Raw genomic sequence first — 22,369 nt, forward strand, 5'->3', positions numbered from 1 at the left:
AAACCTGCAACAATTAATGCTCAGTTTTGATAGCTAAACCAATTATTTATCAAACACACTGCCTTGCTCTAGCGTGATGTCCTCATCATGCTCTTGCATCCGCCACGGTAAGCTATCAGGCGATTCATGTAAAAACTTTAAGTACTTTTCGAACTGGTCAATAATATCATTGATTACAGATTCTGATTGATAGCCATATAAATCATAAGTTTGTGCACCGCGACGTAGATAAACTTGCGCCCGGTAATGATGTGCTTGCTCTAAACCACTTGTCACATCTTGCGTGTAATAGTCAGGCATATCATGGTTTGATAAACGCACCTCATACCAGAACTCCACATCATCGCCACGTTGCAGCTCCAATACCGCTCGGTTATTGGTGTCATCATAGTTTACTTCAGGGTGCCAGCCAGTTTCTTTAAACTTTTCAGCTACCTCAGTCATCGATGACATGACCGTACCTTTAATATAGTCTAAAACAGCCTCGCGGCTTGGTTGCTCAGTGATGTAATCAATACGGGCACGCCACGCTTCAAGCTTGAGCAGATGGGGCGGTAGATGGTTCTCATTCGCCAGACTCTCATTACGATGCTCCTCGATACGTAACGCTTTCCACATACCGTACATAGCGATCAAAATAATAATAGTAAACGGTAAGGCGCTGACGATAGCGGCTGTTTGCAGCGCCTGTAGACCCCCTGCTAGCAAAAGCACAGAAGCGACGACGCCTAGTATCACCACCCAAAATGTTCGCTGCCATGCTGGCGTATCACTACGACCTCCTGCGGCGAGCGAGTCAATGACTAAAGACCCTGAATCAGACGAGGTGATAAAAAATGTAATAATAAGCACAACAGCCAGAGCTGATACTACTTGCGTAAACGGCAGATTTTCAAGTAGCTTAAACAAAGCAATCGCTTGATTGTTCTGTACTTCAGTAATTAATGACTCATAGCCTTGTACCATAATCATATTTAGCGCTGTATCACCAAACACGGCAAACCAAAAGAAAGTAAAGATGGTTGGCACTAGCATCACACCTGCGATGAACTCACGAATGGTACGACCACGGCTGATTTTAGCAATAAATATGCCGACAAACGGTGACCATGAAATCGTCCATGCAAAGATAAACAGCGTCCAACTGGTAATCCAGTCCCCTTGCTGATAGGCCTGTAAGCTAAAAGTACGCTCAACGATATTGCCCAAATAGCTGCCCGTATTTTCCATAAAGGCATTTAAAATAAATACGGAAGGGCCAACGATAAACACAAACAACATCAGCGTGGTTGCCAGTATCATATTCAAAATGGAGAGTCTTTTTACCCCTTTATCCATACCAGCCAATACTGATATCAGAGCCAAACCCGTAATGAGAGTAATGGCAATGACCTGAACCGTGGTATTAACAGGGATACTAGGAACCAAATAGTTCAAACCGGTATTAATCTGCGAGACTGAGATACCCAAGCTGGTAGCCAACCCAAACAAAGTGCCTAAGATGGCGAATACATCTACTGCATGGCCGATAGGGCCATATATTTTTTCACCGATAATAGGGTAAAGCGTTGAGCGCATCGATAAAGGCAAACCCTGACGATAAGCAAAATAGGCCAAGGTCAACGCCACTACGCCATTGATCGCCCAAATATGAAAACCCCAATGAAAATAAGCAATTTGCATTGCCTCTTTAGCAGCAGCAATAGTTTGCGGCTCTGACAGCGGCGGCGTGGCAAAATGTAGCACCGGTTCGGCGACACCATAAAACAGCAACGCAATACCATAGCCTGCTGAAAACAGCATAGCAAACCATTCAATGAAGTTGTATTGTGCCTCGCCATGATCAGGGCCAAGCTTAATACTGCCATAAGGAGAAAACGCCAGCACCACGATAAATATCAAAAACAGCGCGGTTGCCAGCATATAAAACCAACCGAACGTCTCAGTGGTAAAATTCAGTACTTGCTCAAATAGCCCACTAGCCAGCTGCGGATTGACCGAAGTGCCTATCACCAGCAATATCATGACAATCGCTGTCGGTATAAATACGGGCATCGAAATAGTAGAGCCAGATAACTTACTCATAAAATGTTCTCTAAAAAATTATGAAATTGGATATGCGTGTCATACGGTTATATAGCATTCATTTATTCAAATAATCTGTTTAAATAGCCTGTCTAAGTGTTTTTTAAATAAGGCAGACAAACATTGACCTTAACTATGCGTATCAGCCAATAAATTGTAATAAACAACATAAATATCTCCAAAAAAAGGCAACTTTTCAGCTGCCTTTTTGTTTATCGGATGATCAACGCTCTATTTATCAAATACACTGCCCTGCTCCAACGTGATATCTTCATCATGTTGTTGCATACGCCACGGCAAGCTATCTGGCGAGACATTCAAGAAATGTAGGTACTTCTCAAACTGATCAATAATATCATTAATCACCGACTCTGATTGATACCCATATAAGTCATAAGTTTGGCCACCACGGCGCAGATATACCTCAGCGCGATGGTGATGCTCTTGTGGTAATTCATTGGCCATATCTTCGGTATAGTAGTCAGGAATCTCATGCTCTGACAAACGAACCTCGTACCAGAACTCCACGTTATCGCCACGTCTTAATTCCAATACAGCACGGTCATTGACCTCATCATAATTAACATCTGGCAACCAACCCGTTTCGGCAAACTTCTCTGCCACCTCATTCATCGATGATAGAACCGTGCCTTTGATATAACCCAGCACTTTATCGCGCGTTGGCTGATTGGTCATATAATCAATACGGTCACGCCACGCGTCTAGCTTTAGTAGATGTGGCGGCAGATGATTGTCATTGGCTAAGCTTTGATTGCGATGCCCCTCAATCCGTAGCGCGCGCCACATACCAAATGTCGAAATCAAGATAATGACCGCAAACGGTAAGGCACTGACGATAGCGGCTGTTTGCAACGCGCTTAGACCACCCGCGATGAGTAAAACTGCAGCGACGGCCCCTTCGGTGATCACCCAAAACGAGCGCTGCCACCATGGCGTATCGCTACGTCCACCTGCAGCAAGCGAGTCAATCACTAATGACCCTGAATCAGATGAGGTCACAAAAAAGGTAATAATCAGTACTACTGTCAATGACGAGACAATCTGAGTGAAGGGTAAGTTTTCTAACAATTTAAATAAGGCTATCGCTTGGTTGTTTTGCACCTCACTAATCAAGGCATCATAACCATCGACCATAATCATGTGTAGCGCGGTATCACCAAATACTGAAAACCAAAAGAAAGTAAATAGTGTTGGTACTAACATTACGCCCAGCACAAACTCACGAATGGTGCGACCACGACTGATTTTGGCAATAAACAACCCAACAAAAGGCGCCCATGCAATCGTCCATGCAAAGATAAATAGTGTCCAGCTACCGATCCAATCACTCGATTGATAGGCTTGCAGGCTAAAGGTACGCTCAACGATATTACCCAAATAGCTGCCTGTATTTTCCATAAAGGCATTGAGTATAAAAACAGTCGGGCCAACGATGAAGACAAATAGCATCAATGCCGTTGCTAACAACATGTTTAAGATAGACAAGCGCTTTACGCCTTTGTCCATCCCAGCTAACACAGAGACCAAGGCAGCGGCTGTTACCAAAGCAATGATGATAACTTGCACCGTGGTATTCACTGGCACCATATCTGGTAGCAGATAGTTTAAACCGGCGTTAATTTGCGCCACTGACAGCCCTAAACTGGTAGCGATACCAAACATCGTACCCACAATCGCAAACACATCGACGGTATGACCAATAGGGCCGTAGATTTTGTCACCGATTAATGGATATAGCGTTGAGCGTACTGACAATGGCAAACCATGACGAAAGGAGAAATACGCCAGCGACAAACCTACCACGCCATAAATTGCCCAAATATGAAAACCCCAGTGGAAATAAGCAATTTGCATGGCTTCTTTTGCAGCCTCAATCGTCTGCGGCGTGGACAGCGGCGGACTGGCAAAATGCAACACAGGCTCTGCCACTCCATAGAACAATAACGCGATACCGTACCCTGCGGAAAACAGCATGGCGAACCATTCAAGGAACTTATACTCAGCCTCGGCATGGTCAGGACCCAGCTTAATACTGCCATAAGACGAAAACGCTAAAGCAATAATAAACATCAAAAATATGGCAACTGCCAACATATAAAACCAACCGAAAGTATCGGTGGTAAATGCCAGTACGGTACTAAATAGCTCGCCAGCAGCTACTGGATTAATCGCTGTGCCAATGACCAATAACAGCATAATGGTGGCGGCTGGTACAAATACTGGCAGCAAAATGGTAGAGCGAGGTAATTTACTCATAAAAAGTGATGTCCTCAAATTAATGCAGCGTTATTAAATATAAAGGTTGTTGGTAAACACAATGTAGAACCGGTGCGCCCAACAAAATATAATTTGTACCACACTCTTTGCCTCAACCCCAGATGTACCTTTCACTTGTAACACTACTTTAACGAATGTTACATGACTATTACCAAGCAATAAAAAAGGCCGCTTGTTAGCCGCCTAATTATAATTATCAAGAAACGCTTAATATCTAACGCGCAAAGTTGATTTACCAAGTAATAAAACGGTGTTCTTGTCTTATAAAGTAGAAATCACTGCAGCAAGTTGTTTAGCCGTCTCAGCCAATTTTCCATGATCTGCCTGTGTCACTGCATGACGACCTAGCTCATGAATGCTTGATGGAATCAGATGCACGTGATAATGAAAGACGGTCTGCCCTGCTTGTGACCCATTCAACTGCATCTGGATAACACCTTCACGCTCAAATAATTGACGCTGTGCTTGCACGATCTTTTTAGAGGTCATTAATACTGCTGCGGCATATTCTGGCTCCAAATCACCTAAATCAACGGCTTTTTGCTTGGGGATAACCAACACGTGACCTTCTGCTTGCGGCATGATGTCCATAAAGGCGAGCGTTTTATCATCTTCATATACTTTATGATAGGGAATATCACCGTCTAGCATTTTAGCAAAAATATTACTGTCGTCATAATTAGTCGGTTGATTGGCTTGTGTCATTATTTTTTCCTTTGATTGTTTGATTATCAGTATTGAATACAATGTCTGTCATATAGTGGACGAATTATGGGTTAAGCACAAGTTACCATAATGGCTATCTGTAATTGCCTATCCATCCAAATTGTCGAAGCAAACCTTCACCTCTTGAAGCCATTAATTTATTGGCGAGGTGCCTACTATAAATGTTATATTAATAGCCTATTTTGCTGACACGACGTTTATGGATTTGCCTACCTTGCCGACTCACTCATTTACAGCCAACGACTCTTATTCAGACCCTCATAATACAGAATCTGCCTCTGGCAATACTGGCACCCCTGCTATGAATAATAGCGGTGTAGAGAACGAATCTGCGGTTGATAATAACAGTCAAAAGATAGATTCCAATGCGATTATCTTGGCAGAAGCACTAAGCGATAAAACGATCAGCTGGCGTATCCATAACTGTAAAATTATTAAGAAGATTATCACCCAAGATCTGCCGCTGCCATTCTTATATCATTACGACAGCCTAGAAGACAGTATCAAAGCAACTTATCCGCTGACGCCCAAATTGCTGGCGCAGTTTAATACGCCTATGACAGCTAATGAGGCGGCGAAATTTATCGGTATTGATAAAGCGCTGATAACTAGCCCTTGGCATGTCAAAGTCATTGGCTCGTTGGTGGTGTTTAGCGAGGCGCTACAATTGGCGGTACGCTTGCATTGGACCAATACTGGTAAAGACACCCAGCAGATTTATACACAGAATGAAGCGGACGCTATCACTGCAGCCTTTAAAGACTGGCAGTTTTTTGGTCGCGTTGATATCCTATATAAAAATACCAAACAGACCTTAATCAGTATCGATGAACATGGCACAACTGAAGCGCCGCTACTGACTATTGAGGCCAGCGCTGATTACCAACAATTACTAGCCACGCATGCATTGACGGTCATTGCCAAATTAGAAGCTGACAAAACCGAGTTACCATGGTTTGATGATGCTATCTTAGCGCGTCTTGAGTAGCGAGTATGTTGTCTCATATTGATCGATTGTTTATTGCCCCATTATTTTTAGTTACTCATAGCTAATGGTATGGTAACGAATTAGTATTATTCACTAGTACTCACTCTACATAAAAAGCACACTATCGGCATCACAGCTGATGCTGCACACGTTCATAAATCTCGCTTATTTGTAAGGAATATCACATGGATTATCGCTCAAAAACCTCTACTGGTGGTCGTAATATGGCAGGTGCACGTGCCCTATGGCGTGCAACAGGTATGACTGACGGCGACTTTGGCAAACCAATTATTGCAATTGCCAACTCCTTTACCCAGTTTGTACCCGGTCATGTGCATCTAAAAGACCTCGGGCAAATGGTGGCGCGTGAGATTGAAAAAGCGGGCGGCGTCGCAAAAGAGTTTAATACCATTGCGGTAGATGACGGTATTGCCATGGGTCATAGCGGTATGTTGTATTCACTACCGAGTCGCGACTTGATTGCCGATTCTGTTGAATACATGGTCAATGCGCATTGCGCCGATGCCCTAGTTTGCATTTCTAATTGCGATAAAATCACCCCTGGTATGTTGATGGCCGCAATGCGCCTTAATATTCCCGTGGTATTTATTTCAGGTGGGCCGATGGAAGCGGGCAAAATTTTGGCCAGTACAGTCGGTAAAAGTCACAATAATGAAGACAGTAACGGCAGCGCCGTTCGTAAGCTGGATCTCGTCGATGCGATGATGGATGCCGCTGATGACAGCATTAGTGATGAAGATGTCGCCGCTATTGAAGCTTCAGCCTGCCCGACTTGTGGCTCATGCTCAGGTATGTTCACGGCCAACTCGATGAACTGCTTGACCGAAGCGTTAGGACTGGCATTACCGGGTAATGGCTCGCTGTTAGCTACTCATTCGCTGCGTCGTGAATTATTTTTAGAAGCGGGTCGCACCATCGTCTCATTAGCCAAGCGTCGCTATGAGCAAGATGATGATTCGGTATTACCGCGCTCAATCGCCAGTAAGGCAGCTTTTGAAAATGCGATGACCCTAGATATCGCCATGGGTGGCTCGACCAATACTATTTTGCATTTATTGGCAGCCGCCAACGAAGCGGAAGTTGATTTTAAAATGTCAGATATCGATCGCCTGAGTCGCGGCGTACCTTGTCTGGCAAAAGTTGCGCCTGCCTCGCAAAAGTACCATATGGAAGATGTGCATCGTGCTGGTGGTGTCTTTGCATTACTAGCCGAGCTTGATCGTGCCGGATTATTGAAGACTGACGTGCCGACCATCCATAGTGAGACGATGAAAGCAGCGATTGATAAATGGGACATCATGAACCCTGACAATACTGAGGCACGTGCGCGTTATATCGCCGCGCCTGGTGGCGTGCGCACGACTGAGGCGTTTTCTCAGTCAAAAGAATGGTCAAACCTTGACGTCAACCGTGAGTCAGGCTGTATCCGCAGTGCCCAGCATGCTTATTCAACCGATGGTGGCCTTGCTGTACTATACGGCAATATTGCAGAGCGTGGCTGCGTGGTCAAAACCGCTGGTGTCGATGAAAGCATCTTAGTTTTCACAGGGCGCGCGCGACTCTTTGAATCACAAGATGATGCTGTCGCCGCCGTTCTTGATGATCAAATTGTTGCAGGTGATGTTGTCATCATCCGCTATGAAGGCCCGAAAGGCGGCCCTGGTATGCAAGAAATGCTGTATCCAACGACTTATCTGAAGTCAAAAGGCTTGGGTAAAGAATGCGCTCTACTCACCGATGGTCGTTTCTCTGGTGGTACATCTGGCCTATCAATCGGTCATGCCAGCCCTGAAGCGGCTGAAGGTGGAGCGATTGGTCTGGTTGAAGAAGGCGACATCATCCATATCGACATTCCTAATCGTACCATCAATATGCAGGTCAGCGATGCCGATTTGGCCACTCGTCGCGAAGCGATGGAAGCTCGCGGACGCGATGCGTGGAAACCTGTCAGCCGTGAGCGTCATGTTTCTCCTGCCCTACGTGCTTATGCAGCAATGACTACCAGTGCTGATACTGGTGCGGTGCGCGATGTGAGCCAAGTGGAGCGCTAAGCTAAAAACCTTACCTAGCATTTTTTAGAATATTTTTACTAGAATTATCCTAAGCCTGAATACTAAAAAAGCCTGCGTGATGCAGGCTTTTTTAGTATTCAGGCTTTTTTTTCACCAAAAAACAACGTAGTCACTATTCTGATAACGTTTTTTTGTAGTAATAAAAAATTTTTACCGTCATTATTAATGAGCTAATAAATACCCTCTAACCTCAAAAATTTAAACCCTATGACACAGTGTGTAGCAAACCTATGATTGAAAACTATAATTTATTCTTATTGGTCTGTGGCATCACCTTTTTATTAGGGGCGTTGTTTCCTATTATCTTTAAGCGCACGCCTATCTCCTTACCTATGTTGCAAGTCAGCTTTGGTCTGCTGATGGGTTATTATTGGACGACATTATCATTTTTAAATCCGCTTGATAATGGTTTAATCGTCGAGAAATTAACCGAGATTGTGGTGTTGGTCTCTTTGGTTGGCGCGGGTATCAAGATTGACACTAAGTTGTCTTGGCGATTGTGGCGCCCGACTGTCCGTCTGTTGCTTATCACTATGCCAATTGGCATCTTTGCTATGGCGGCCTTGGGTTATTATGCTTTTGGTCTTAGTATGGGTGCAGCAATCTTACTGGGCGCGGTACTGGCACCGACTGATCCCGTATTGGCCTCTAGCATTCAAGTCGGACCACCGAACACAGGCGGTGAAGATACGCCGCGATTCACCTTAACCTCAGAAGCTGGATTAAACGATGGGCTGGCTTTTCCATTTGTTTATTTGGCGATTAAAATAGCAGAGGCTTTTAGCGAAGGTAAGGATTTTACTGGTGAGATGCTCTGGTCGTGGTTTACTCATGACGTACTGTGGAAAATTGGCGCAGGCTTGGTAGTTGGTATCATCGTCGGTAAACTGTTAGCAAAATTGGTGTTTTCAAAGTACAGCCACGAAACCACCATCTCTCAAGGGTATCTGGTGATTGCGCTAACACTACTGGCCTACGGTTTAGCAGAATTGGTACATAGCTATGGTTTTATTGCGGTATTCATCGCAGCATTTGCTTTTCGTCGTTCAGAGCATGAACACAGTTACCATAACAAGCTGCATGACTTTGCAGAGCAATCAGAAGGCTTGCTGATGTCACTCGTGCTCGTCACTTTTGGGATGTTTCTCGGTCAAGGGTTACAGTCGGGTGTTGAGCTAACATGGCGTGTCTATATCGTCAGCTTTACTTTTTTATTATTGATACGTCCGATTGGCGGCTTCATTGCCCTGTCTGGGCTAAACTTGCCACACACTGAAAAATATGCCATCTCTGCATTGGGCATCCGCGGTATTGGTACCTTATATTATTTATCTTACGCGCTCAATCAAGGTTTTTTTGGTGAGGAAGATGCGCTCAAATTATGGGTCGTCTGCTCGATTGTGATTCTGGCTTCAATCTTTATCCATGGCCTCAGCGCCACAAAGTTGCTTAAAATGACGCCGAAAAAACCACATTAACCCTCACCCCAATACGGATAAATCAACAGTGATTATGATCACTCTGTATCTTTATGGCGCTAGGATTTTATTGTCCAACAAGCCAAACACAGCTTCGGTTAGGGCAAACTGACGAACATCGTTGAGCATCGTGGTATCAAAGTTATGAATAAAGGCAAAGGATAACTGCCGCGCAGGATCACACCACGCAACCGAACCGTTATAACCCATATGACCAAAGCTCGCTTGAGTATCAGCACAAATACTGAGTAGTCGATGATAACCCAAGCGCCAATCCATATTCGATGGCATGACAGCATCTAGCCCTGTGACTTGCGGTTTGGCTAGCGCCTCAAAAGTGGCGCTATCAATAAGCGTGCGTCCCTGCCATTGCCCGCCATTAGCCAACATCGCATAGATAGTGGCTAGTGCCTGCGCTGAGGCAACACCGTTGGCCGCTGGAATGGCTGCTTGTAACGTCTCACGCTGGTAATAGTCAATAGGTTGTTTATTAGCAGGTATGAGTGCCGCTTTATAATTTCTTAGATTCAGCTTGCTCGTATTGAAATACAAACCATTAATATGAGCCGTGTCTAAAATAGGCAGGTTGTTTTGCTCATCACCCTGAATTGTACTTGCCGTTTCTTTATTTTCTAACGTGTGCTGCTGCCAACACCCATAACTGGGCAGATTTGCATACGTTTTTAATGTCTCTGCTGAGTCTGCTTTTATCGTAGGTTTATGACGCCTATTACCTAACTGTGAGCTGTCCTCATTTGACCCAGCAAAGTTTTTGGCCAGCATCGCCACTTGGTCTACTTTGCTAGCGGGTACGCCGAAATAACAACTGTCTGCGATACCCAGTGGTTCAGTCAAATAATGCCGCAGCGCCTCAGCCAATGACAGCTCAGTCACCGCTTCTATCACGCCGCCTAATACCCAGCCATAGACTAAGGCACTATACGCGCTGTCGTATAACTCGGCATCTTCAGGTGCAGTGACTGACATCGCAGCGACTTTACTAAGCATCAACTGCCAATCGAGCAACTCTTCACTGTCCGCATCAATACTCTGAATAGAGAATAAATTGGCTTGATGCGACATAACATGGCGTAGCGTAATATCACCTTTATGCTGGGCAGCAAATGCGGGCCAATAGCTGGCAATCGGCTCATCATAAGCAAGCAACTGCTGCGCAACCAATACATGCACCAGCGTTGCCAATACGCCCTTACCCGTCGAAAAATTAAGCGATAAAGTATCAGGACTCCATGACAAATTCGCGCGCGCCAGCCCTATGCTCGCTTGTGCGATACATTTGCCGTCCTGATAGACAACCACCGCACCACCAGCAGGCGCATCATCAAGCTGTAAATCGGTAAGTATTCGCTGCAAATGTTGCTGAAGCTCGCTATCGGTTTGATCGTTAGGGTTTTGATTGGTTTTATTATTGTTGTCGCTCATGGTTGCTTTACTCCATTCTTTATAATTATGACAGGTCATTGAAACTTCAAGATTTTAAAACGCCTTAGCGCCTTAATCTTAAGCATTTATATACTACGGCATTTATAAAATACCAATAAATTATTTAATAATAAAAAAGGCCACCTATTGGTCGCCTTTTTTATTACTTCTCTTCATGCTTTAGCGCGGTACTAACAAACGCTTATAAACTTCGTCTTCAAGCTTCGTCAAACCATGACCGCGACCACGCTCCATAGCCGTATCCATCTTACGCCCGCGTAGCCAACCTGCCCGCAGAGCAATCGCTGCACCTACTCTATTGCCAGAGCCACAGTGCAACGCTGTTTTTTTGCCATGATGTTGGCGTAAGATATTATCAAACGCCAATATCTTAAGCTGCTTTAAATCTGCAGCGCCGCTAATAGCCAGCTGCTCATAGTGCATGCCTGCCCGCTCAACTGCTGCTGCTTCATCAAAGCTCAACTCGTCATCAGGTTGTAAGTTAATGACTAGCTCAACCCCAGCTTCGGCCAAAGCCGCCACTTTTTCCTCATCGAGCGCACCGCACACAATGGTATTTGCATCAGGGCGAAAGTAAGGGACGAAAATAGTGGCAAGATCGACACCATTATCACAAGCGCTGATGTCAATAGTAGCGCTGTCAGTCGCAGCGTAATCGTTCGCAGCGACTGTATCAGCTGCGGCCGAGCGATCAGAATGTACGGTACTGGTTACTTTATTTTGTGAAGTCATAGTTATAAATGTGTTCGTTAGGTGTGGCTATTGAGATAAAGGCGTCTTAGCTTACTGGTTATCGTTTTGTTGGCAGTTAATTAACGGTCACTTCTGCAATTTAATAACACCCGCCAGATGTGGCTTGTCGTTTTTAGAGCTATATAAGCCAAACTCACAAGTGTCGTCTGCATTGTCAAGCTGCGCGACCGGATCGCCAATAAGCTCTACTTCAGCAGGCAAAAAGATAGGCAACTTAAATGACACATCAACCGTACAAGCATCAGGTAGCTCGTCCATCATGGCAAGGCACTTGGCCTTTGACCACATACCGTGAGCAATCGCTTTAGGAAAACCAAACGCGCGCGCTGATAATGGATGCAGATGGATAAGGTTGAAGTCACCTGAAACAAAAGCATAACGACGACCAATGTCTTCTGGCACTTCAAAGATGCTATGCACACCGTCTGCGTTTACTGCTGGCTTCACGGTTACTGGACGCGGGGTACTTTTATTATCTTTTTTGCTACTGTCCGATTTTTTGCTACGTGACAGATAGGTTGACGTCCCTTCCCAAATGACTTCGGCCTCTGATTTGACCGTCGTCACAAAATCGAACTGTTGACCTTGAGCATGATCACGCAAGTTATCGAACTTCACTGCCATAGCGACAGTCTCACGCTCACCGATAGGACGGTACTGAGTCACGCTATTATCCACATGTACTAGACCTAACATGGCAAACGGGAATGGCTCTTTAACCATCATATTCATCTGTAAGGTCTGCGATAAGACCGAAAAATACGTCACAGGCACTTTGCCATTATCAGCAAAGCCACAAATCTTACGGTAATCATCAAGATTGCTTTGATCGATGTGTAAATCATCTACATAATAGGTCGCTTGCGGCAATTGGTCTTTACTGATTTTGCCACTGTTGCCAATCGGCAATAAGCTTTTTACGATATTGGCGTAAGTCGTATGCGCTTTTGGCAACGCATCATAATGTTTGTCTGACATAATAAATCCTAAGTGTGGCTCAAGCTAATTTTCTTAGTGCATCTCGAGATGCTATGAAGTCGTTGATTAAGCTTACCGTTGAGTGATGTTATAAGCGCTCTGCTCGATATATTTAATACATAGCATTTTTCATACAAGGCAGCCGTTATATATAGATATTTTTTATACCTATTCCTTATATCTAGTATAGGCGCTTATCCCAACAAAAATCAATTGGGCTCATGGTTCCTGTGCTTTTATCATAAAGTTCCTGTGTTTTTATCATAAAAAAGCCACCCTTGGGCAGCTTTATTACAATTTATCAGCAATTCTTTCGTAAGCATATGTGAGGCACATAAAAAATTGTAAGTTACATCATGGATTTACCATGAGCAAATTCATCACCTATACCCACAAACGAATTAGGACGATGCACTCAAGGCTATGCACCTAGCAAGCTTTGACCACAAACGCGTACAATGTTGCCATTTAGACCGCCAGAAGCAGGAGATGCAAACCATGCGATAGTCTCAGCGACGTCGACTGGTAAGCCGCCTTGACTCATTGAGTTCATACGGCGACCCGCTTCACGAATAGCAAATGGGATGGCTTCTGTCATTTGCGTTTCGATAAATCCTGGAGCAACAGCGTTGATAGTCATGCCCTTAGCGTTATCTTCTAACTGCTTGGCAGTGGCATCAACCAAGCCAATCACGCCTGCTTTTGAGGTGGCATAGTTGGTTTGACCCAAGTTACCCGCGATGCCTGAGATAGATGATACGCAAACGATACGCGCGTTTTCTTTTAGGACGTCATTGTCAAGCAAGTAGCGGTTCAGCTTAGCGATACTGCCTAAGTTAATATTGATGACCATGTCCCACTTTTTCTCATCCATTTTTGCCAAGGTTTTATCACGTGTCACGCCAGCGTTATGGATAATTGAGTCTAGACCGCCACGCTTTTGCGCTGCTTCTGCGATTTCTTTGCCCGCGTCGGCACTGGTGATGTCGACGGTTAAGACAGAGCCACTAATTTCGCTAGCGACTTTTTGCAAGTCAGCTTGCTGCTGCGGAACATCAAGACAGATAACATGAGCACCTTCACGAGCCAATACGCGCGCGATGGCTTCGCCGATACCGCGACTTGCGCCAGTGACTAGCATGGTTTTGCCGCCTAGAGGCTGTGTCCAATCGACATCGACGTTATCGCCTTTGCTGACGCGTACGACTTGTCCTGACACATAAGCTGAGCGCGCAGAAGTGAAAAAGCGTAGTGTCGAATCTAGATTTTGCTCAGCACCTTCTTCAACGTAGATAAGCTGTGCAGTAATACCACGCTTAAACTCTTTACCAACTGACTTCACAAAGCCTTCAAGCGCACGTTGTGCCAATGCTGCTTCGATATCAGTCGAGTTTTCTGGCGTACGGCCCACGATGATTACTCGACCTGATCGTTCTACGCCGCGAGCAACGGTGTGGAAGAATTCATACACTTCTTTAAGCTGGTCAGCATTACTGATATTACTGGCGTCAAAAAGCAAGACTTTAAATTTATCATCGCCGCCCGTATTGGCTTTTGCCTCAACACCCGCATCAGAAAGCGCATCTTTGATACCATCGCTGCTATTGACAAATACCTCGGCATGGACGTCTGACAAGATGCGGGCGATTGACTCACTCACGCTTTTGTCATCGCCAGCAGCGCGACCGACCAATACGCTACCGCGTACCAAGGGTTGACCACTATCAAAACGGTCAAGCTCTACCGGCATAGGCAAGCCTAAGTTTTTTGCGACTTTTTTACCAATAGAAGATTGAACAAAATCACCATAACGGTCTGACATAATATAGTTCCTATAACGAAAGGTTAAGATAAGAGTAAATGAAAAATGGAATTTGTCTTTTATAATCACTCATACAAACATCAACAAGTATAAAGACTCATCAGCATCATAATTATTTATATTTAGTAAATGGGTACAAAACTGCCTTAACTATACACTCACATAGTAAACAAGTCCAAAAGCCAAAAATGTCTATAACAATCTGTAAACAAGCCAGTATACAAGACAGTCTCTTTTTTTAGATTTAAAAATTGCTATCTTGTGCTAAAATCAGACCTATAAGTTATGGCAAATGCATTTATCGATAACAATATATTATCAAACGTGCCGTTATGCAATGCTAATAATCAATACTAGCCAGTCTACGAAAGTTATCATTCTAAGAAATATCATGGCTGCCTTTATAGCTATCAGTGGACTGAGAGATTACTGAGCTTAAATAAGAGTCACATAGTTTGCTAAAGACATACAGTAAGGCAGCAAAAACGCCTTATGATACACAGCTAGACGGTACAATAAATGATAATATCTGTTCACTGCATTAAATCACTGAGTCATACTGCTGAGCAACTTAAGCAATATATTTTGATTAGTCACCCTTTTTAAGGGCTATTTTCTTTTTTTCTTCTGCCAATATTTTAAGGATAATATTATGAGTAATAAAAATAATCACCCTGAGAGCCCTGTTGTTGAAAGCACAGTCGTAAAGTCTACTGATAGCAAAGCAAACAATGCTAAGTCTGAAAATACCAAGTCAGACAATGCTAAGTCAGCAGATAGCGCTAAAAAAGACACTGCCGCTAATAAAACCAGCAGCACCGATAATAAAGCAACTACGGCCAAAACATCTGCTGTAAAAGATACTGACACTAAAAACACGAACACCAAAAGCACTGCCAGCGCAAAAGAAACGGATGATAAAGTCGATACTGCAGCTGCTAAAAAGACCGCCACTACTGCGAAAAAGTCAAGCGCGAGCAAACTTGCTTCAGGTCAAAATCGCGTCGCAATCTTAGGGGGTAACCGTATCCCATTTGCCCGCTCAAACGGCTCATACGCAGACGTCAGCAACACAGATATGCTAACCGCTGCGTTGAACGGTCTGATTGAGCGCTTTAATCTACAAGACGAAAAAGTCGGTGAAGTCGTTGCTGGTGCCGTTATGAAGCTAAGCCGTGACATCAACCTAACTCGTGAAGCCACATTAAGCACCGCTCTAAACCCGCATACCCCTACTTATGACATCTCACAAGCTTGTGGGACTGGCTTGCAAGCGACGTTTGCTTCTGCCAACAAAATCGCCCTTGGCATTATCGATTCAGCCATCACTGGTGGTGTAGATACCACCTCTGACGCCCCTATCGCAGTTGGCGATGGCCTACGTAAAGTTCTTATCAAACTTGGTGCTGCTAAAGACAACAAACAACGTCTAAAAGCACTGATGGGTTTAAATCCAAAAGACTTACTTGATTCACCACAAAACGGTGAGCCACGTACTGGTCTATCTATGGGCGACCATCAGGCCATCACTGCGCTTGAGTGGAATATTAGCCGTGAAGCACAAGATGAGCTGGCCTTTAATAGCCATCAAAACCTAGCACGCGCTTATGACGAAGGTTTCTTTGATGACTTGATTACACCTTACAAAGGTCTGACTCGCGACAATAACTTGCGTCCAGACACTACTTTAGAGAAACTAGGTAAATTGAAGCCCGTATTTGGCAAAAAGAATGCCAATCCAACGATGACTGCCGCCAACTCTACGCCGCTAACTGATGGTGCTTCTTGTGTACTATTGGGTACGGATGAATGGGCAAAAGAGCATGGTCTTAAGCCATTGGCCTACATCGTCCATCAAGAGACCGCCGCTGTTGATTTCATCGGTAAGTCTGGCACGACAGAAGGTTTACTAATGGCACCTGCTTATGCCGTACCGCGTATGCTTGAGCGCGCTGGTCTGACACTACAGGATTTTGACTTTTATGAGATTCATGAAGCCTTTGCTTCACAAGTGCTATCAACGCTAGCGGCTTGGGAAGATGAGAAATTCTGTGAAGAGCGTCTAGGTCTTGACGCCCCACTAGGCTCTATCGATCGTAGCAAGCTCAACGTCAATGGTTCATCATTGGCAGCAGGTCATCCATTTGCTGCGACTGGTGGTCGTATCTTAGCCACTGCTGCTAAATTATTGGATCAAAAAGGCTCAGGTCGTGCCCTTATCTCTATCTGTGCCGCTGGCGGTCAAGGCGTTACTTGTATCTTAGAGAAGTAATCTTAAAAACAGCAAGAATAACCATGCGGAATAAATGCGTTGGTTGACCTGTTTAACCAACACACTAGTTTCAACTAAAAATGCCCTTTAATTAATTAAAGGGCATTTTTTTGTTGGCTGTATTTGTTATTATTAAGGAACCTCTAACAACAAGGGTTTGCAAAACCACTTAGCCGATCAAAGGTAACGTTTATGGGTATGACAAAGTATTTGTTAAAAAAGCTTAAGCAAGCCATTTTTAGCCCTGAGGAGTTTGATGTGACGAAAACATTCTCAACGATTGACCCCCAACCTTTAAGAACGGAAGAACGCGGTGATCAGAACCAGCTAGAACAAACCACTATTATTGAACGTATCGACAAAGAAGTCTTTGACGATACGTTGCGTCGTAGAATGCATGAAGACTTAATTGATACCTATGATGAAGAGCTTGAGAACGAAATCGATGACTATATGCGCGATTTTCGTTTTGATGGCCGTGAGATGAGCGCACAAGAAAAGCTCGATCGGCGTACTTATTTCCAAGAGTTGGTGCGCTTGCAACGTGAGCTTATCAAGCTACAAGATTGGGTAGTGGCTCGCGGTGAGCGTATTGTGGTGATATTTGAGGGTCGTGATTCGGCGGGCAAAGGCGGTGCCATTAAGCGTATCACCCAACGCTTAAACCCGCGCGTTTGTAGAGTCGCTGCCCTACCTGCACCAACGGAACGTGAGCAATCACAATGGTATTTTCAACGTTACGTGGCGCACTTGCCTGCTGCTGGTGAAATTGTCCTATTTGATCGTAGTTGGTATAACCGCGTCGGCGTCGAGCACGTTATGGGTTTTTGTACGGATGCGCAGTATGAGGAGTTTTTTCAGTCGGTGCCCGAGTTTGAGCGTATGCTAGTGCGCTCCGGCATTCGCTTGGTAAAGTACTGGTTTTCGATTACTGATGATGAGCAACATTCGCGCTTTATGAGCCGCATTCATGACCCGCTTAAGCAGTGGAAACTCTCACCGATGGACCTGCAATCACGGCGGCGTTGGGAGGATTATACCAAGGCGAAAGAGACGATGTTCGAGCGTACTCATATTCCTGAAGCACCTTGGTGGGTGGTCGAAGGCAATAACAAGAAACGGGCGAGATTAAATTGTATTGCCCACCTACTCGAGCAAATCCCTTATAAAGAAGTGCCGCGCGATGAAGTAGAATTGCCCGAACGTAAGCGCGACGATGAGTATTATCGTGAGCCGATTCCAGATGATATGTATGTACCACCGCGTTATTAACCTGTCTTTTTGCTTTACTTAGTCGTACTCAATCCAGTACTATCTCACTCAAAAAAAATGCCGCCTTATATATAAGGCGGCGTTTTTTATCCCACTATTTATTTTGAAACTCATTATTATTTCAACAGATAAGCGTATGGATAGATATAGTCAAGGAATTTTAGAATCGCTACAAGGCGACCGACCGCAGATAGTACACTGAGTACATCTAGGGCGGGTAACACCGTAGCGGTTTAAAAGTGCTCTGACTATATACATGCTACATAGTATAAGTAGACTGTAAACTGTCAATCTTACCAGCCAATAAACGTTCAACTTCGTTTTTGATTCTTTGCCCCGCGATATCAGTGCCAATCTGCACGGCAAAACCGGCTGGACGACCGCTTTGGGCTTTAGAATTAATCCAGACCACCTTACCATTCATCGGTAAACGCTCGCTAGAGTTGGGTAAAGTCACCGCAATAAACACCTCATCGCCCAGCTTTTGCACGCGGTCAGAGGGAATAAATAATGCCCCATTATTGACAAAGGATAAATAGCTGGCGTACAACGTTTCGATATCTTCCATATGGCAGGTTAGAATCCCGCCACGCCCTGGCATTGCCATAGTCCGCTTCCTTTATAAATGAGGTTTGAGATATTTTTATGAGTAATAAATAATACATAATAAATAATAAAGAGACCAGTACATTAACAAACCACCAAATGATCATTAAGCATCTTAATCTTCTTAGTCATGCTCTACTTACTTTCTATGGTGGATTGACTATAGATAGGCCAACTCTTGCATTAGCTTATCATAGGCGAATTTTTCTTGCACATTTTGTTGTAGCGCAATTTTAGTCTGTTGTAGGCTAGTCGCAAAGCCCTCTAAACCACTGTCAGTAGGTTGATAAGCCTCTAATGCTACTGAGAGACTGATGTCTTTTTGCAGCTCGCTCAATCCTAAGCAGACACGGCGCATATCAAGCAGCATCAGCTCAGACAGCTGGATAAACTCTGCGATACTCAGCTGGGTTTGCCAATAATCGCTGGCTGCCACGCTACTTCGTTTGCCACTACGTAACGCTTGCCATGTTGTCAGCCATAACGCGCGCTTACTGTACCAAGGTGCTTGCGCCAACGCTATTGCTGCTAAAGGCGCACCGTTTGCCAATTGGATAAGCTGCTCAATCGCCGACGTAGCGACCGCTTCACGATTAACTGTAGACCCAAGCGCTTGTGTGACATAGTCAACAGCGCTAGCAGGCTCAATAGTTTGCAGAGCTAGCTGCTGAACCCGACTTTTGATAGTGGGTAATAGCTGCGCTGGCGTATCACTGATTAAGAATAAATGGACTTGCGCTTGTGGCTCTTCCAACGTCTTAAGTAGCGCATTGGCAGCAGCAACGGTCATTTGCTCGGCATGATCTAACACGCAGATGCGCATCCCCTGCCCGCCTTGATAAATAAAAGGCTGCAACGCACGAATATCATCAACTTTTATTTTAAGAGCACTGTTGCTGGCGGCTTTGGCAGATTTTTTGTCTTTAGCGTTACTATTGGCAGTTTCTCTATTGCTTATATTTTCTGCACTGACTGGCATACTGACGAAAGGAAGCACTTGTAGGCTTGGATGGGTACCGGATCTGAGCCACTGACAGCTCTCGCATTCTGCGCAAGCGCCAGATGGATGAGTATCGCGCTTGCGGCACAATAACCAAGCGACTAAGCGCCATACAAACGCGCGCTTACCCATGCCTTGCATCCCTGCTGCGAGCAGGGCATGAGGCAAAGACTGCTGCGACGTTGATACCCGATTGGTCAACTGCGACCACAGACTTTGCTGCCACGGCAGTAACGGTGCAAAATAAATGCCATCTGAGGTATCTAATGCACCTGTATTTTCTGTGAGGTCACTCATAAATTTTGCTCGATAGCGATGCTTGATGACTGTGTTTCACGATCATATTCCACGGCCGTATTTAACAACTGCGTTTGATGAATTGGTAAATAGCGCGATTAGTAGATAGTGCGATTGCTAGGCGTCACAATAATATTGTTTGGCAAAAATCATATTTTTACTTAGGCTATTTAGCCATAGGATTCTGAAAATCTGCCAAACTCATGCTATTTAAACGGTCTAAATCTTCTTGCGTATCGACACCTGCTGGTAGCTGACAAGCGGCTGTGGCAATAGCAATATGACCGCCATTCTCTAAAACGCGTAATTGCTCTAAGCTTTCAAGTATTTCAAGCGGTGTTTGCGGCCAATGCACAAACTGCTGCAATAGGCTGACGCGATAAGCATATAACCCTAAATGACGATAAGCATTTTTGGGCGGCTGTTTCTGGCTTTCATTAGCCAATAAGATATCGCGATCGCAAGGAATCGGTGCTCGGCTAAAATATAGCGCTCGCTGCAAATCATTAGCATGCTGACTGACAACCTTTACCACTGATGGACGCATAAAAGTCTCGTGGTCATCAATAGGCTCACATAAAGTAGCCATCACGCTGTCATTGTCTGCTACCAACAGCGCCTTCACCTGCTCTAATAATAGCGGCGGTACCAACGGTTCATCACCTTGCATATTGACCACAATATCATGCTCAGCCCAGCCTTTAATCGCAGCAACTTCTGCCAAACGGTCAGTCCCCGAAGCATGCTCTGCGCTGGTCATCACCACATCAAAACCTGCATCCATACATACTTTGGCAATACGCTCATCATCGGTCGCAATACACATATCATCAGCGAAGTGTGCTGCCTGCGCCTTTTCAGCGACCCAAAGAATCATCGGCTTGCCATGAATGTTTAATAATGGCTTACCGGGTAATCGCGTACTCTTAAAACGAGCAGGAACGACAATATGCGTTTTGGCGGGCGTAATGATGGGCGACATAGTTTATTCCTACAAAATCATTTAAATTCTAAGATTTACAGCTTTTCACTATTACAGATATCAATATTTAAAAATTTTAATTGCTGATGTAAATTGTCATAACAACTATCCGATAACACCGCTGTCACCGGTAATATCCAGAGTCTACTTACCAGCGCTTTATACTCATCGCTTAACGGTTGTTGAGCAGTTAGTTGCAATAGTAAGGCTCTTAGTTTTACCGCATCTTTAGTGGTTACCACGATGGGATATTGGCGATATTGCAGCAGCTCAGCCATACTAAACTCATAATGGTCAGGATAAGGGTGACCAATGACCTCAAAACCAAGCGCGTGTAAAGTATCAAAAAACCGCTGCGGATAGCCAATACCGCTTACAGCGTGGACTTTGCTGCCCTTTTCAGGTGCTTTGTTATTTACTTCAAAATCTGTTAATTGAAAATCACCAACTTGCGAATCAGAGGGTCGCAAATCAGTTATTTGTAAACTCGTCATTTTAGCGTCAGCCAATACCGGTTGCCACAATAGTTGCATGTCGTCCGCTTGCAGGTGCATGGACAGACGCTCGGCTTGTGACTGTTGGATCTTTTTATTATCAGACGCTGAACTGGTATTTGGCTCTTCATGGTAAATAACAGTGGCGCCTTGCAAGCGCGACATGGGCTCACGTAAAAATCCGGTCGGCAATAACTGCTCATTGCCAAAGCCCCGTGCTGCATCGACCACAATCCATTCAATATCACGTTGCAACGCATAATGCTGCAAACCATCGTCGGCGATGATTAATTGTAGGTCTGGATGAGCAGCCAATAAAGTAGTAATCGCTTGCTTACGATTGGGGCAGACCGCCATTGATACACCCGTCATATTGACAATTAAACAAGGCTCATCCCCTACCACACTGGGTAGACTGGCGGCATCGACCAAGGCTGGCATCTGACTGCTATCGCCACCGTAACCACGACTAATTACCCCTACTTTAATACCTTGCGCTTGGAGATAGTCGACCAGAGCAATAATTAATGGCGTTTTGCCGCTACCGCCCACGCTGATATTACCAATCACCATCACAGGAACGGGGGCGCGGTAACTGGCTAGTAATCCAAACTTATAAGCTTGACGGCGCAGCATGGTAATGAGCCCATACAACCAGCTAATCGGCAATAATAGCCATAACCAAGCGGCTTGACGTTGCCATGCACGCGTCACTGTCGTCTCAATGCTCATTGGTATTGGTCACTTTTCCATTATCTTAA

16 protein-coding genes are annotated in these 22,369 nt (G+C 44.7%); 5 read left to right on the forward strand and 11 right to left on the reverse strand.

Annotation, left to right across the window (positions count from 1 at the left end; translation table 11 throughout):
* Positions 1-42: 42 nt before the first annotated feature.
* The 3 genes from AAEY79_RS08150 to AAEY79_RS08160 form a co-directional block, all read right to left on the reverse strand.
* Positions 43-2,085 (reverse strand): BCCT family transporter, encoded by a 2,043-nt coding sequence (locus tag AAEY79_RS08150; RefSeq protein ID WP_025651812.1) that lies wholly within the window; start codon positions 2,083-2,085, stop codon positions 43-45.
* Between the two features lie 231 nt (positions 2,086-2,316).
* Entirely contained in the window at positions 2,317-4,362 is a 2,046-nt protein-coding gene (locus AAEY79_RS08155; protein ID WP_025651811.1) for a BCCT family transporter, read from the reverse strand.
* A gap of 282 nt (positions 4,363-4,644) precedes the next feature.
* Positions 4,645-5,088, reverse strand: coding sequence for an HIT family protein (locus AAEY79_RS08160; RefSeq protein ID WP_025651810.1), 444 nt, complete (start codon positions 5,086-5,088; stop codon positions 4,645-4,647).
* 220 nt (positions 5,089-5,308) lie between these two features.
* Between AAEY79_RS08160 and AAEY79_RS08165 the strand changes: the two genes are divergently transcribed.
* From AAEY79_RS08165 to AAEY79_RS08175, 3 genes are all read left to right on the forward strand, one after another.
* Complete coding sequence (locus AAEY79_RS08165) at positions 5,309-6,097, forward strand: hypothetical protein (RefSeq protein WP_201566209.1); 789 nt, start codon at positions 5,309-5,311, stop codon at positions 6,095-6,097.
* A gap of 185 nt (positions 6,098-6,282) precedes the next feature.
* Complete coding sequence (gene ilvD, locus AAEY79_RS08170; protein ID WP_025651808.1) at positions 6,283-8,169, forward strand: dihydroxy-acid dehydratase; 1,887 nt, start codon at positions 6,283-6,285, stop codon at positions 8,167-8,169.
* Positions 8,170-8,420: 251 nt separating this feature from the next.
* Entirely contained in the window at positions 8,421-9,668 is a 1,248-nt protein-coding gene (locus AAEY79_RS08175) for a sodium:proton antiporter (protein ID WP_201577822.1), read from the forward strand.
* Positions 9,669-9,719: 51 nt separating this feature from the next.
* Here the strand turns inward: AAEY79_RS08175 and AAEY79_RS08180 are convergent, their stop codons facing one another.
* The 4 genes from AAEY79_RS08180 to AAEY79_RS08195 all read right to left on the reverse strand — a co-directional run bounded on the left by AAEY79_RS08180 (position 9,720) and on the right by AAEY79_RS08195 (position 14,685).
* Positions 9,720-11,111 carry a serine hydrolase domain-containing protein gene (locus tag AAEY79_RS08180; protein WP_350588152.1) on the reverse strand — a complete coding sequence of 464 codons (1,392 nt, stop codon included), beginning with the start codon at positions 11,109-11,111 and terminating at the stop codon, positions 9,720-9,722.
* 180 nt (positions 11,112-11,291) lie between these two features.
* Positions 11,292-11,864, reverse strand: a complete 573-nt coding sequence (locus AAEY79_RS08185) for a beta-lactamase hydrolase domain-containing protein (protein WP_025651805.1) — start codon at positions 11,862-11,864, stop codon at positions 11,292-11,294.
* A gap of 87 nt (positions 11,865-11,951) precedes the next feature.
* Positions 11,952-12,863 carry a MaoC/PaaZ C-terminal domain-containing protein gene (locus AAEY79_RS08190; RefSeq protein ID WP_352287989.1) on the reverse strand — a complete coding sequence of 304 codons (912 nt, stop codon included), beginning with the start codon at positions 12,861-12,863 and terminating at the stop codon, positions 11,952-11,954.
* A 421-nt stretch (positions 12,864-13,284) separates the two neighbouring features.
* Positions 13,285-14,685 carry a 3-oxoacyl-ACP reductase gene (locus AAEY79_RS08195; protein WP_352287992.1) on the reverse strand — a complete coding sequence of 467 codons (1,401 nt, stop codon included), beginning with the start codon at positions 14,683-14,685 and terminating at the stop codon, positions 13,285-13,287.
* 652 nt (positions 14,686-15,337) lie between these two features.
* On the opposite strand from AAEY79_RS08195, the gene AAEY79_RS08200 reads away from it, so the two are divergent.
* Both AAEY79_RS08200 and ppk2 read left to right on the forward strand, forming a co-directional pair.
* Entirely contained in the window at positions 15,338-16,957 is a 1,620-nt protein-coding gene (locus AAEY79_RS08200) for an acetyl-CoA C-acetyltransferase (RefSeq protein WP_201566214.1), read from the forward strand.
* Positions 16,958-17,149: 192 nt separating this feature from the next.
* The gene (ppk2, locus tag AAEY79_RS08205) at positions 17,150-18,229 is read left to right on the forward strand and encodes a polyphosphate kinase 2 (protein ID WP_240990777.1); all 1,080 of its coding nucleotides are present in this window, start codon (positions 17,150-17,152) and stop codon (positions 18,227-18,229) included.
* A gap of 259 nt (positions 18,230-18,488) precedes the next feature.
* Here ppk2 and AAEY79_RS08210 read toward each other — a convergent pair whose 3' ends face one another.
* The 4 genes from AAEY79_RS08210 to lpxK all read right to left on the reverse strand — a co-directional run bounded on the left by AAEY79_RS08210 (position 18,489) and on the right by lpxK (position 22,340).
* On the reverse strand, positions 18,489-18,836 hold the full coding sequence (locus AAEY79_RS08210) for a PilZ domain-containing protein (RefSeq protein WP_201566215.1): 348 nt from the start codon (positions 18,834-18,836) through the stop codon (positions 18,489-18,491).
* Positions 18,837-18,995: 159 nt separating this feature from the next.
* Entirely contained in the window at positions 18,996-20,132 is a 1,137-nt protein-coding gene (locus AAEY79_RS08215) for a DNA polymerase III subunit delta' (RefSeq protein ID WP_352287996.1), read from the reverse strand.
* Between the two features lie 166 nt (positions 20,133-20,298).
* Positions 20,299-21,114: a 3-deoxy-manno-octulosonate cytidylyltransferase gene (gene kdsB / locus AAEY79_RS08220; protein WP_352287999.1), complete on the reverse strand. Its 816-nt coding sequence runs from the start codon at positions 21,112-21,114 to the stop codon at positions 20,299-20,301.
* Positions 21,115-21,149: 35 nt separating this feature from the next.
* Positions 21,150-22,340, reverse strand: a complete 1,191-nt coding sequence (gene lpxK, locus AAEY79_RS08225; protein WP_352288002.1) for a tetraacyldisaccharide 4'-kinase — start codon at positions 22,338-22,340, stop codon at positions 21,150-21,152.
* Positions 22,341-22,369: the final 29 nt, after the last annotated feature.

The organism is Psychrobacter sp. GW64-MNA-CIBAN-0177 (assembly GCF_040309585.1).
Lineage (GTDB): Bacteria > Pseudomonadota > Gammaproteobacteria > Pseudomonadales > Moraxellaceae > Psychrobacter > Psychrobacter okhotskensis.

What these genes read in the sequence shown, in the direction of transcription:
- AAEY79_RS08150 (WP_025651812.1), bottom strand. Translation starts at nt 2,085, where the DNA reads ATGAGTAAGTTATCTGGCTCTACTATTTCGATGCCCGTATTTATACCG.
- AAEY79_RS08155 (WP_025651811.1), bottom strand. Translation starts at nt 4,362, where the DNA reads ATGAGTAAATTACCTCGCTCTACCATTTTGCTGCCAGTATTTGTACCA.
- AAEY79_RS08160 (WP_025651810.1), bottom strand. Translation starts at nt 5,088, where the DNA reads ATGACACAAGCCAATCAACCGACTAATTATGACGACAGTAATATTTTT.
- AAEY79_RS08165 (WP_201566209.1), top strand. Translation starts at nt 5,309, where the DNA reads ATGGATTTGCCTACCTTGCCGACTCACTCATTTACAGCCAACGACTCT.
- ilvD (WP_025651808.1), top strand. Translation starts at nt 6,283, where the DNA reads ATGGATTATCGCTCAAAAACCTCTACTGGTGGTCGTAATATGGCAGGT.
- AAEY79_RS08175 (WP_201577822.1), top strand. Translation starts at nt 8,421, where the DNA reads ATGATTGAAAACTATAATTTATTCTTATTGGTCTGTGGCATCACCTTT.
- AAEY79_RS08180 (WP_350588152.1), bottom strand. Translation starts at nt 11,111, where the DNA reads ATGAGCGACAACAATAATAAAACCAATCAAAACCCTAACGATCAAACC.
- AAEY79_RS08185 (WP_025651805.1), bottom strand. Translation starts at nt 11,864, where the DNA reads ATGACTTCACAAAATAAAGTAACCAGTACCGTACATTCTGATCGCTCG.
- AAEY79_RS08190 (WP_352287989.1), bottom strand. Translation starts at nt 12,863, where the DNA reads ATGTCAGACAAACATTATGATGCGTTGCCAAAAGCGCATACGACTTAC.
- AAEY79_RS08195 (WP_352287992.1), bottom strand. Translation starts at nt 14,685, where the DNA reads ATGTCAGACCGTTATGGTGATTTTGTTCAATCTTCTATTGGTAAAAAA.
- AAEY79_RS08200 (WP_201566214.1), top strand. Translation starts at nt 15,338, where the DNA reads ATGAGTAATAAAAATAATCACCCTGAGAGCCCTGTTGTTGAAAGCACA.
- ppk2 (WP_240990777.1), top strand. Translation starts at nt 17,150, where the DNA reads ATGGGTATGACAAAGTATTTGTTAAAAAAGCTTAAGCAAGCCATTTTT.
- AAEY79_RS08210 (WP_201566215.1), bottom strand. Translation starts at nt 18,836, where the DNA reads ATGGCAATGCCAGGGCGTGGCGGGATTCTAACCTGCCATATGGAAGAT.
- AAEY79_RS08215 (WP_352287996.1), bottom strand. Translation starts at nt 20,132, where the DNA reads ATGAGTGACCTCACAGAAAATACAGGTGCATTAGATACCTCAGATGGC.
- kdsB (WP_352287999.1), bottom strand. Translation starts at nt 21,114, where the DNA reads ATGTCGCCCATCATTACGCCCGCCAAAACGCATATTGTCGTTCCTGCT.
- lpxK (WP_352288002.1), bottom strand. Translation starts at nt 22,340, where the DNA reads ATGAGCATTGAGACGACAGTGACGCGTGCATGGCAACGTCAAGCCGCT.